The following is a 12,765-nucleotide window of genomic DNA, read 5'->3' as shown; positions in this document are numbered from 1 at the left end:
TTATTTGTTTGCACTTACAATTAAATAATCTCGGAATTACTTGCCCTAACTGTCAAAGTTACACTGATAATCTTCACGATCCTAGCTATATTCTAATTAGAGATTTGTCAATTTTTGGCAATCTGGTTTATTTAAAAGTACAGCCCTGTTCCCAGCTTCACTCTATAGAATTCCGAGTCTATTCGGTGTGGGCAGGTAAGGATTCACTCTTGAGTTTAGAGGAAGGGACTTGCACCCTCATCAATTGGACAGTTTAAGCCTTAAAGTGCTACATGTATCGTAGCCAGCTTGGATTAGTTATGTACGGACTGATTACCGCGATTGACTAATCAACGAATCGCACTGACTAGAGCAATGTGGATGGTGGGTAGATCCTCGCATCCTACCCACCAACTTCGAGCTGCTTTGTTAGTTCATCCCAAACACAATAACTAAACCCAAGACAGCACCAAAGACAATCAAAGCATAGTTTTGAGCGCGTCCGGTTTCGAGGTATTTCAACCCTTCACCACCGAGCAGCGTGGCTAAACCAGTCAAATTCACCGCACCATCGACAACGCGATAATCGACTTCCATCACCTGACGGGCGACTCGGCGTAAGCCGATGACGAAGACACTATTGTAGATATCGTCGATGTACCACTTATTGAGCGAGAGATTGTAGAGATCGGGAATCTTGGACGCGATCGCACTCGGATCGATTTTCCGGCTGAGATACATTAGGGATGCTAAAGTAATCCCAATCAGACCGATGCCGACGGAACTACCCGCCATCACCAAGAATTCATTCAAATCGAACTCGTGCGCGACTTCAACGGCTCCAGGTGCAGAGATAAACGCTTCAAAATAGTTATTAAACGGTGTACCGACGAGACCGATTAGGGCTGAAGGCACCGCAAGGATAACTAGCGGTAAAGTCATGCTCCAAGGGGATTCATGGGGAAATGCTGCATGATTTGGACTGTGAGCATCGTCATGGCTGGTATGGTCGTCATGAGCATCTGCGCCACTCGGACGCGCCGCCGCAAGTAATTGCTGCCGAATCTGCTTGTCGTTGCCTCGGAAACTGCCCTCAAAGGTCGAGAAATACATGCGGAACATGTAAAACGCCGTCACCCCTGCTGTCAGGAAACCAACGCCCCACAGGAGCGGATTTGCGGCGTAGGTGGCACCGAGAATTTCGTCCTTCGACCAGAATCCGGCGAAGGGGGGAATTCCCGAAATTGCTAGAGTACCGATGAAAAAAGTACTAGCGGTTATGGGCATGTGTTTCCGTAAACCACCCATTAAGCGCATGTCTTGAGCCAAGGCGGGGTTGTGTCCGACAACATCTTCCATGCCGTGGATGACCGAACCCGAACCGAGGAACATCATCGCTTTGAAGTAAGCATGAGTCATCAGGTGAAATAATCCCGCCGAATATGCACCGACTCCCATTGCCATCACCATATAGCCCAATTGGGACATAGTAGAGTAGGCGAGACCTTTTTTGATATCATTTTGGGTAATCGCGATCGAGGCTCCTAGAAAGGCTGTAACTGCGCCCGTCCAGGCGATCGTATCCATTGCCGTGGGGATGCCCTCGAACACGGGATACATCCGCGCGATCAGGAATACACCCGCTGCTACCATCGTCGCAGCGTGAATCAGTGCCGAAATCGGTGTCGGCCCTTCCATAGCGTCTGGGAGCCAGACGTGGAGCGGGAATTGAGCGGATTTGGCAACTGGCCCCATAAATACGAGGATCGCGAACAGTGCAGCTAATCCGCCCCCAATTGCGCCAGATGCAACTAATTCTTGGAGTCTATCGCCCATGATTTGGAAGTCAAAACTACCAGTCGCCCAGTAGAGTCCGAGCATCCCTAAAAGTAGCCCAAAGTCGCCAACGCGGTTGGTGACAAATGCTTTTTGACAGGCATCGGCGGCGGCTTTGCGATCGTACCAAAAGCCAATCAGCAGATACGAACACATCCCCACCAATTCCCAGAAGATGTATACCTGGACGAGGTTGGGGCTGATAACCAATCCCAACATCGAGGAGCTAAATAGGCTTAAATAAGCATAAAATCTCACATATCCAGGATCGTGGGACATATACCCGTGGGTGTAGATCATCACCAACATGGCAACAGTCGTGACGATGACCAACATCAATGATGTCAGATGGTCGATCGTATAACCCATATTCAGGTGAAAATTGCCCGCAGATGCCCATTCAAACGATCGAATGTAGGTAGGATGCCCTTGAAACTGACTATTGAGAATGGCGAAAGACATCACCATCGCCGCACCCATTAAAGAAATAATCAGAACTGCATTGAGATCTCGCAGTCCATTGGTAAATTTATTGAGTGAAATCAATCCTAGTCCGACTAGCATCGCCCCAGCCAGGGGAAATACTGGAATCAACCAGGCATATTCATATAGTGTTTCCATGTATGTACGAACTAAGTTGATAGTTGATAGTTGATAGTTGATAGTTAAATGTCCTATCTATTGTGCTTCAACTAGTCGATCGTCAACGTTTGGCTGTCGATCGAGGAACATCCATTGGGTGTTCTATGAGTAATTATACCGATCCCCATCCGTGCGAAACGATCGATATTAGACATTTACCACCAATCCTAAGAGTGAATTAACTTTTTGCAGTAACTCAGGAGTAGCGAAACCTTTGTTGAGGTAGTCGGTAGCTCCCAGGCGACGAGCTTCTTTGCCCCATTCTTCGGACGATCGCGATGAAACGACGAGGATCGGGATCTCAATCTTAGCTTGACGCGCTCGATCGATCAGCGTAAACCCGTCCATATTAGGCATCTCGACGTCGGTAATCATCAGATCGGGGAGGGGATTGGTTTGCAGCCAATTCAGGGCTTCTAGCCCATCATTGCAGGTGTGGGTGACAAATCCATAGGTATGCAGACTAGCTTCAAACCTGCGTCGCATCAGGGCGGCATCATCGACGATTAGGATGGTGGGCGTAGATGGTCTGACTTGCTCGACTGCCAATGTGCTAAAACTGTAATCCGCACGATCGGTAGTAGTCGCGAGTTTGGTATTCAGCGCGATCGGATCGAGGATCGAAATCAAGCGACCATCAGATTGGAGGCTGACGCCTAATAGTCCAGCGGGAGCGATTAGCGGACTGGGGAGGGGATTAATCAGCAGCTCGGCCTGTCCGAGTAAATCGTCAGCGATCGACCAAATTTCGGTACCAGCTTTGCCCTGGCGCGTCCGAATGCCAATAGCGGTGTCAGGGAGCGATCGACTGGCAAACTGCCAATAATTGGCTAAATCGAAGCCAGGAGCCGATCCTTGGCGGGTATTGAGCGTCCAAGTACACAAGCTACCATCATCATCTGTAGACATTTCGGCAGACATCGAACTCAGTAGGGCTGTTTCGAGGACTTCTTCGGTGGGGAAGGCAATCGTGCGATCGCCAACTTGGAACAAGACGCAGGGGACTAGTAATTGCGGCGCGGGGACATCGATCGCAAATTTGGTACCGCGACCTACTGCGGTTTCTAGGCTGATTTTGCCGCCCATACTGGCAATCTGCGCGACGACTACATCCATCCCGACACCGCGTCCCGATACCTCGCTGATGGTGGCACTAGAGCTAAATCCTGGTTGACAGAGGACAGCCAATAGTTCGCTAGGAGTGCTGGTACGATCGAGCGAGAAGCCTTTGGATTTGGCAATCTGATGCACGCTCTGGGCATCGATGCCAGCTCCATCATCCTCAAGTTCCAAGCGATACAGATTGCCGCGTCGAGTCAGGGAAATATGGATCGTCCCGCGTTCGGGTTTGCCCAGAGCTAAACGTTGGGCGGCGGTTTCTAAGCCATGATCGTAGGCATTTCTAATCAGATGCAGTAGAGCTGGTTCCAACTGTTGGACGACGCCAGCATCTAATTCTACCTGCTCGTTTTCGACGGTTAAGGTGGCTGGCTTGCCATAACGGTTGGTGAGATCGCGTAAGATGGCTCTGGCGCGTTGAGTCAGATTCCGAAATGGTACTAGGCGACTGGTTTCGATACCATCTTTGAGCCGGAGAATACTCCGATCGAGGGCTTCGAGCCGATCTTGGCTTTGGTAAGTAGCCGTCTCGATTTCTTGACCCAACTCGGACATCCGCAGCATATTTTCCAGCAGCCGGACGATCGTGGTGTAGCCCTGACGATAGCGTTCGAGGGTGACATTATTGCCACTATCCCGCTCGTCGCTGAGGTTGCGAAGCAGTGCATAGTCATCTTGCAGTTGGCGGAGTCTAGCCACAAACTGGGAACTCTCTTGAGTCAGGACACTGAGCTGTGCTAGTTGGGATTGGAGTCGATCGGCGACGTTCTTTACCGCTCTTGCTGTCAAGAGGGTATCGACTACTTGTTGCGCCGATCGATCGAGTCGTTCGATCGGGACGGGGATGGAAATCCCGCGTTTGGCTTCGACTGGGGCGATCGAGAGCGGTGCTGGTAGTGACTGTGGTGTAGGCACAGCAACGCGATCGTCGGTAGTTGCGACAAACTCACTCTCAATCAGGGCAATTAAATCGAGTTCGTCTAATGCCGATCGCTCTGTCAGAGCGTCGATTTCGGCAATTGAGAAATTCCCACGTGAGATGGGTATGACGGTGGGGATGGGATCGGCGGCGGCAATTTCGGTTTCTTCATCCAGGAAGAAAGTATCTAGTAAATCTGGTAAGTCCTCAGTAGACTCGATCTCTAGCAATCGCGATTGACTGGCTGGGGGGATTTCTGCATCGCTCCACAGATCGGTTACTAACTCTGCACTAAAGCCAGTCGCTGCTGCGGTAATTTCGCTAATTGGGGCAGTTTCCGCCTCCGTGAAAAAGATATCTAATAGATCTGGTAAATCTTCAGCAGTGGCGATCTCTGGAGGGAGCGACTGACCGAGTGCTGAGATTTCGGCATCGATCGAGAAATTATCGCTTGCATCTTCGCTGGGAGTGGTGAAGGTGACCGTTTCGGCGACCGTTGCAGTCTCCTCATCCAAAAAGAAATCATCCAGCAAGCCTGATAAATCTTCACCAGACTCGATCGCCATGTCTGGGCTAATTTCGCGGCTGGTTACTGACACAACTGGGATAATTGGACTGGGATTTTTACTGCCAACCGCACTGGCTAGAGCCTCCAACTGCTCCACTCGATCGGTCTCGATCTCGCCACTATTTTTGATGCAAGCTTTTAGCACCTGAAAATATGGCAACCAGATCGTCCGCCATAACTGCGGATCGGGATTACCGATCGCGCGTTCCCCACACTGAATCAGTGACGTCCACCCAGGAGCTAATTCGAGTTCGGTACCGATCTGAATCAATTGCGCGAGCGTCGATCGAGCGATCTCGATTGTCTCTGGCGGTATTGCGCCGCGATCGGGTATCTTTGCCAAAGCCATCTCTAGCTCCAACACCACCAAGTCGAAACCCTGCTCGGCAAATTCCTGATGAACTTGCTTCATCTCATTCCAATCTGGCAAATAATCTGCCTTTACCTGCGCGTGAAGAGTTTGGAGCCGCTGAAGTGCCAAATGAACTCGCTGCTCGTCATCAACGCTAGGAGATATGCCTGGACTGAAAATTTCCATGCAACCAGTCAGCAGTTCGCCAGCTTCTACCAAGATCTGACTCAACTTGCCATCACTCAGGGGCGGTGCTACTTCCAGATACCGCAAATCCGACAGCAAGTCTTCCAGAGCCATCGCCCCGTACAACATACTATTAGCTTCAACCGTGACTGCACCCCCTTTGATCGTGTGAATCGCTCGGTAGATCGACTGAATATCACGTATCCAAGATCCTGGCTGCAACTGTTGGACGATATCGAAATACAGCTCTAATTGTTGTTGGGTATCGACGAGAAACATCTCCCGCAACTCTTGTCGTAATTGTGTTTCGGCGGTATCGGGGGTCATCATGATGTTGTTATGGCACGGGAACGGGGATGGGGGGATGGGGGGATGGGGGGACGGGTTCACACCAGCAACGTAATTGCAATCTGCGTAATCTAACGAATCATGGTTTGGGTTGAAGGAGGGCGTATATAACGTCGGAATTTTTGACGACTGTGGAGTCTTCAGGAGAGATCGAACTAGTATCTGAAGGTTTTTGGCGATCCAACTGGAAAAACTCGACGCGCTGGAGTAGGTTTTGGGCGAGATCGCCCACGGCACGTACCTGTTCGCGGGTGATAGTTGCCTTCTGCTCGGTAGTTTGAGCGACAATCCCGATCGAGCCGATCGCGGTGAGAGTATCGCCAACTGCGCGGGCGATATCGCGACTGGAGCTACTTACTTGTTCGCCGACGATCGCCACTCGATCGGTCACTAGTTGAATATTGGTAAAGGCTTGACGAGACTTGCTCATTTCACTAGTGAATTTTTGGACTAGCTCGTTGATATCGGTGACATCTTGATTCAGACCGGAAGTTACGGTTTGAATCTGGTTGGTGCGATGTTGGAGCGATACTAGACTATCGTTGGTATCGACCGCTAGTTCGTTGACCTGCTTGGCAATAGTTTCAAATTCATGTGCCAGACTGGCAAACTGGGCGGGGTCTTGCTCTTTGATGGCGCGGGTAGATAGCAAGGAAGCGTTCAGAGCCAGCACGCGGGTCAGAGCGGCTACCCGCTTTCGATCTTTGGAAAACTGGGCGGCTAACTCCACGAATTCATTCAGACGCTGCATCCGTAATGAGATTTGCTCCGTCCCCTGTTGGAGGATATCAATCCCATCTGCCATCGCATTCATTTCTTGCTGCCCGTTGCCGATAGCAGCTTTAGCCAATTCTACGGCATCGATCGTTGCCAATGCCTGCTGTTGAGAGTTGGCAGTGAGGCTATTTACTTCAGCGATGAGCTTCTCAATCTGTTGGATCGATCGAGTTTGGGTTTGAGCTTGGGTGGCTGTCTCGATCGCTAGCTGCTCTAATCCACCCGCACTACCAGCCACCCGATCGGCACTAGATACTACTACCGTGATAATTTGGTGTAGGGACTCGATCAGGCGGTTGAGCGTGTCGGAGATCAGTCCAGTCGCCCGTTCGTTGACCTGAGCCTGCGCGGTCAGATCGCCATCTTCGAGCAGACTGACGATATCCAGAATATGACCGATATCTGCTTGGAGCGTGTCACTTTCGCGGATGACTTGCCCCTGTTGGACAGTCCGCAGTTCGGCTTCTTGTTGGAGTTCGGTATTCAGTGTGAGGAGATTGGCTTGGAATGCCTGGAGATCTCGCTGGGACTGCTCTCGATCGCGAATATAGCTCCTAACTGTCAGCACCACAAACGAGCCACTTACGACCAACAGTCCTAAACTAACCAGTGCGAGTGTAATTGCAGCTCCCAAGGCTTGACGATTCGCGCGAACTTCACCGTCAGCAATCGACTTAACTTTAGCGATCGTGGCAGAGACTCCCGCTGCGTAAATCTGCTTATTTTGTTGGTATTCTGTACTAGACAATACTGCGGCAGCTTCCGGCAACTTAGCCTGTTTTGCCAATTTGAATGCCGTATCTTCCAGCCCCAATAACTTTTTGTTGGCGGCATCAACTTCTTTAGCTGGCGGCGCATCTTTGGTCAGTTCAGCCAAGGCACTATCGATATTCGGTGCGTTATCGTTGTAGCGTTTTTCCCACATCGCTTGTCCGGTACTAGCAAACATTCGCGCCGACATGGTGAGTACCTCATCCAAATAGGTGAGTCTGCTGCTAAGATCTTGCTGTCGATCCTGCTTGGTGATGGTCGTCTGCAACCGCTGGGAAGACTGCCAGACGCTCCAGGTCGAAGCCCCAGTCAATCCTAGATTGAGACAAGTCGAGACAATAATTGTGCTGACTAAATGTCGTTGGAAGAAAGACCAGATCTGGCTGGGCGTTGAGGTAGTTGGGTTTAGGGGCGATTGTTCGGGGTGCATATATTTCTACCGATCTTCAAGAAGATTCGGGTGCTAAAGTGAGTTCAAACGGCAAATTCTAGGGCGACTTCGTTGCTGGGTGCAGATGATAGCTCCACTGCTGGGAGCTTAAAGACCTGGATATTTTCGAGGAGGTCTGTGGAGAGCAAACTCAGCCTGTCGCCGAGATTTTGGGCATCTTGAGACTGATGTGAGATTTGTTGGCTGAGGGAGGAGATCGATTCGATCGCGGCAGTTGTCGAGTCTGTAGCAGTGACAATTTTTTCACTGGCGGCTGCGACCAAATTTCCCGATCGCACGGCTTGTGCGGTCACTTCTTGTACTGTTTGGAAGACATCGCTGGCTTGTTTGACCCCTTGGGTAAAGGTAGTCACCAAACCGCCCAATTTTTGGACGTCTAGATCTACCGACGATACGACCTTATGAATCTGGGAACTACGCTGTTCCAGATTAGTCAAGCCTTCATTTGTTTGTTGGGCTAGTTGACTAACTTGGGTAGCAACTAATTCAAACTCGCGGGCGACGGCGGCAAACTGTTTGGGGTCGCGCTGCTCTGCGGCTCTGGCGGCTACTAGCGAAGCATTTAGTGCCAGAATTTGAGTTTGGGTGACGATTTCGCCTTGATCCTGCACGAACCTGTCGGCGAGTCCGACAAATTCTCCCAGAGTTTTAATCTCTTGCACGATCCGATCGCTACCTGCTTGCAAGATGTCGATTTCGCGATCGAGGGTGGTAATTGTCCCCTGTCCCTGAGTTACTGAAGACTGCAATGCCGTTAGGGACTCATTTGTGACCACCAACTGCTGCATCGTATTTTGGGCAGATTGGCGGACGTTCCCAGTCAGCAGCAGCATTTGACTGACTGCTTCAGCCTGTTTGCTAGTATTTTGAGCAACTGTCGCAGCCATCTGTTTTTGGGTTTTACTGTTGGCATCCACCCGCCGAGCGGCGGTAGAGACTTGTTGGAGCGTCCGTCCTAGCTCTTCGATCAGTCGATTGAGCGTATCGCCGACTAGACCTGTGGCGCGATCGTTTACTTGTGCCTGAATGGTTAGATTACCAGACTCGATCTCACTGACGACATCTAATAGTTCGCCAATATCTTGTTGGAGTTGGTCGTTTTCTTGACGAGTTAATTGCTCTTGCGCCTGACGTTGTTGAGCTTCACTTGCCAACTGCAAATTCAATGTTTGCAGATTGGCTTGGGATGCCTGGATCGCAGTTTGTGCCGCCTGTCGATCGCGGATATAGCCCCGCACGGCGATGACGATCCCCGTCCCAGTTATTGCCAACAATCCCAAGCTAACTAGTTCTAAGCCGATCGACCAATCCAGCGCGAGTTGTTGGGCTTGAATCCGATCGTTTGTTGCAGTTTTGATACTAGCAATAACCGTCTGGACACCTTGACTGTAAATCCGCTTTTGCTGACTATATTCCTCGCTCTGAAGCAGAGCAGCAGCCTCGGTAAGTTTTCGCTGTTTTGCTAACTTGAATGCTCGATCTTCTAAAGCAATTAGTTGTTTGTTAGAGTCATCGATTTGATGATAAGCATCTCGCACAGATGGGGGGATATCTTTAAATAATTTTGCGGTAACTTTGTCAAGTTCGGGCACATATTCATTGTATCGCTGTTCCCATTTAGGCTGTCCGCTACTTGCTAGCATATTCGCCGACATCGTGAGGACTTCATCTAGGTAAATTACCTTGCTGCTGAGATCTTGGAGATTTCCCTGCTGCTCCACAGTTACCTTCAAGCTCTGAGATGTATTCCAAACATTCCAAGTCGAAGCCCCAATTAATACTAAATTTAGACCGACTGAAGAAACGATCGTCGCCACTAGATTCGATCGAACAAACTGCTGAATTTTTGGGATCGAATTAGATAGGTTGAGATTAGACATAATCAAGATATAAACTTATAAAATAAAGATAAATATTGAAATTACCAATGCGATCGAGCTAGTGTAGCGAACCGCCAGAGATCTCAATTTAACGATCGACTACTCACCAAATAGAGAGGGTTTAGAGCCTCCAGCCTCTGGGCGGATTGCGACCGGGACGGAGTTTAAATCTCCGTCCTGATAACTGTCAACTGTCAACTATCAACTATCAACTGTTTAACGACCAATACTGTGGTTGCCAAAGATTAGAGGGCACTAAATGACTTTGCATCATCACCATCGATCCATCGCGGTGAGCGGTAAATAAACTAGGTGGCAACTCCGCTTGATGACTGGTACCGATCGCTCGATCGACAATGATGCTGACATTCTCCAGCCGTCCAGCAGCCTCATGGAGCCGGACGACGATCGATCGCTCTGGCAAAGTGAAGGGGATTTCTAGCAAGCGGGCGGCAGCAATCAACGGTGTCACTCGACCGTTGTAGTTGGCAATCCCTACCAGCAAAGGATCGTAGAATGGTAAGTCCAGGATTTGCGATCGATCGACTCGCCAAATTTCTGCCACCCAAGTTGCGGGAAATACCAGGGTCAGCTCTGCGACCTGAGTTAAAATGAACCGAGTCTCTAGCAGCGAAGCCACGCCAACAGTTGGCGATGTGCGATCGGTATCGGGTGGAGTTAGATCCGTGACGGTCATGAGGGTGGATGGGTGGATGGGTGGATGGGTAGATAGGTCGATGGCGATTCGCCGCATGTGGGGTTTAGCGAATCAGCGACGCGCGCATCATCACGGAGATTCCCTTCACGCCTTTGCGCGTCAAGACAAGACAGTGAACGATCGATAGGTGGATTCCTATGCTGGGATTTTGGCGAGAACTCGTTCGATACTTTCGCGACTGACTGGTTTGGATAAATAGTCATTTGCCCCAGCCCGCCGGACACCATAATCGATCTCTAAGGGTGTTTTCTTGCTGGAGCAGAACACCACATACTGACTGGCAGTACTGGGATTGAGCCGTACCGTGCGTAAGAACTTATAGCCATCTTGTTCTGGCATCACCACATCTAGAAATACCAAATTGTATTTGCCAGTTTCGATGATGCCCAAGGCATCGATTGCACTCTCACATCGATCGACTTCATGTCCGAGTATTTCCAAAATCGAAGCTAGAGCATGTCGATCGACCGAGCTATCATCAATGATTAAAAATCGCATAATTTTTGCCTGATATGGTTTAATTTTCGATCGGGGTTGCTGCTGCGCTCAGTAGTCGGGGAATCAACTCCTCAAGCTGCACCTGGAAATCGGCAATTGCCCCAGTTGTGAGCGGTTTGGTCAGAAACTCACACCCACTCCACTTTGCCCGCCATTTATTGGAAAGCTTTTGTTCTCCAGTCAAAATTGCCAGAGAAATTCCCATCAGATCTGGATGTCGGCGGATCTGCTTGACTAGCTCGAATCCAGAAATTTCTGGCATGTTAATATCGATGAACACAACTGCTGGCTTTGTCGCCAAAATTTTGGCAAGGGCGGTATTGGCATCTTGGCAGATCGTCACCGAGTAGCCCAAAGCCGATACCCAGTGCTGAAATTGAGCCAATAGCACTGGCGAATCATCGATGACCATCACACTCGCAGCGGTCTGTTTGCGGGGTGGTTTAAACTCCACCAAGCCCATGCTGGCTAGTTTGGCGAACATCTTGGCGACTTCGAGGTTGTCTTTCGCCATCTCTTCAGCGATCGCACTGAGCGATTGCTCCGATTGCATTAGTGTTTCAATCCGCCGCCGCTGAGGATCGGGTAAACTCGCTTTTTTCATGGCTGCACGATTGAGGATCGGGCACAATTTCATCGAAGGTACTTGCTGTCTCAATTGCTCCCATTCCACGTGTCGCTGTTGAGCTTCATCTAATAAGACGCTCGGACTAAAACCAACGATTGGCAACTGACGATCGATATCTGCGGCAATAAATCTCGCGGAGCCACAACCGATGAGTAAGTAGAGATCTAAATCATTAAGAATTTTGATGCGTAGTGCTTCTAGCAATTGGGCTTCACTGACGATCTGCTCTTGTTTCATCATCGCTAGCAACTGGGCGGGGTTGAGTTCTTGTGACTGAATCCGACTCTCGATGAGATCGAACTGAGACTGAACCGCCTCACTACGAGTCCGCAGTACATATCGCCCCACGACTCTGAGCAACATCTGTACCGACCAAAATCGATTGCCTGAGTAGAGAATTTTCCCATTGGCAATCCCCAGATTCCAGTAAAAGGGCGGCTCCCGATTCGCCAACCTGTCGAATTGGTGTTGCCAATATCCGGTGCTACCAGACTGGATGTGTTCTAGCAGTTTTGCGGGCAATCCTCTGGCGGCAAATGAAAATTGGTCGGGATTGGCGATCGATCGATTCATCCGATTTCCATTGGCACCTGTGTCAACGGAACCAGGACTAGCGACCTTAGGGCGGTGAAATTTGGCATCAATAGTCATTGGATTTGTTCGCGTAGCGGCTCCAGTCGAGACTTGAAGTAAAGAGCTAATAACAAGCAGTTATTAGCTCTTTACTTCTGCTAGAGTACCCACGATCGCCATAGTTTGGCTCACAATGTCTTTAGAATATTTTGAGTATTTATACTACACTCTGAATCTCAATAGCAAACCCTCGCTTCAGTAAAGCAAAATAACGATCCTGAATAGATAATCATCTGCGTGTCCTTATTCCGTAGACTAGCAATCAGCATTTAACTAGAACTTAGTGCCAAAAATATAAATCCATATTTACTCACCTCTGGCACCAGCGACGCGCGCTCCGTCTACGACACGCCTCGCTTCGCTCGTCTACGGGTTCCCCGATGGTTTAGCGAAAAGTGCTTCACTTGGGCAAAGCCCAAGTGAAGCACCTTTTCAAGACAGCGGCGTTTTTATGCGGGGG

The 12,765-nt window shown here is 49.8% G+C and carries 8 protein-coding genes; 1 reads left to right on the top strand and 7 read right to left on the bottom strand.

Annotated elements, in window-relative coordinates; genetic code table 11:
• The coding region (locus tag ACEW9J_RS14040; protein ID WP_373545738.1) for a transposase family protein at window positions 1-257 on the top strand (257 nt) is incomplete at its 5' end.
• Window positions 258-408: 151 nt separating this feature from the next.
• Here ACEW9J_RS14040 and ACEW9J_RS14035 read toward each other — a convergent pair.
• The 7 genes from ACEW9J_RS14035 to ACEW9J_RS14005 form a co-directional block, all read right to left on the bottom strand.
• On the bottom strand, window positions 409-2,436 hold the full coding sequence (locus tag ACEW9J_RS14035; protein ID WP_373545737.1) for an NAD(P)H-quinone oxidoreductase subunit 5: 2,028 nt from the start codon (window positions 2,434-2,436) through the stop codon (window positions 409-411).
• Between the two features lie 168 nt (window positions 2,437-2,604).
• A complete protein-coding gene (locus ACEW9J_RS14030) occupies window positions 2,605-5,931 on the bottom strand; it encodes a response regulator (RefSeq protein WP_373545736.1) in 3,327 nt (1,108 codons plus the stop codon).
• A 97-nt stretch (window positions 5,932-6,028) separates the two neighbouring features.
• Window positions 6,029-7,927: a methyl-accepting chemotaxis protein gene (locus ACEW9J_RS14025; protein ID WP_373545735.1), complete on the bottom strand. Its 1,899-nt coding sequence runs from the start codon at window positions 7,925-7,927 to the stop codon at window positions 6,029-6,031.
• 44 nt (window positions 7,928-7,971) lie between these two features.
• Window positions 7,972-9,828 (bottom strand): methyl-accepting chemotaxis protein, encoded by a 1,857-nt coding sequence (locus tag ACEW9J_RS14020; protein ID WP_373545734.1) that lies wholly within the window; start codon window positions 9,826-9,828, stop codon window positions 7,972-7,974.
• Window positions 9,829-10,036: 208 nt separating this feature from the next.
• Window positions 10,037-10,582: a chemotaxis protein CheW gene (locus tag ACEW9J_RS14015; RefSeq protein WP_373545733.1), complete on the bottom strand. Its 546-nt coding sequence runs from the start codon at window positions 10,580-10,582 to the stop codon at window positions 10,037-10,039.
• 99 nt (window positions 10,583-10,681) lie between these two features.
• The gene (locus ACEW9J_RS14010; protein ID WP_373545732.1) at window positions 10,682-11,044 is read right to left on the bottom strand and encodes a response regulator; all 363 of its coding nucleotides are present in this window, start codon (window positions 11,042-11,044) and stop codon (window positions 10,682-10,684) included.
• Between the two features lie 19 nt (window positions 11,045-11,063).
• A complete protein-coding gene (locus tag ACEW9J_RS14005; protein WP_373545731.1) occupies window positions 11,064-12,323 on the bottom strand; it encodes a response regulator in 1,260 nt (419 codons plus the stop codon).
• Window positions 12,324-12,765 lie beyond the last annotated feature (442 nt).

Origin of the sequence: Chamaesiphon sp. (assembly GCF_041737865.1) — a bacterium.
Taxonomy (GTDB): Bacteria; Cyanobacteriota; Cyanobacteriia; order Cyanobacteriales; family Chamaesiphonaceae; genus Chamaesiphon.
This window is presented reverse-complemented; position numbering and strand designations above follow the sequence as displayed.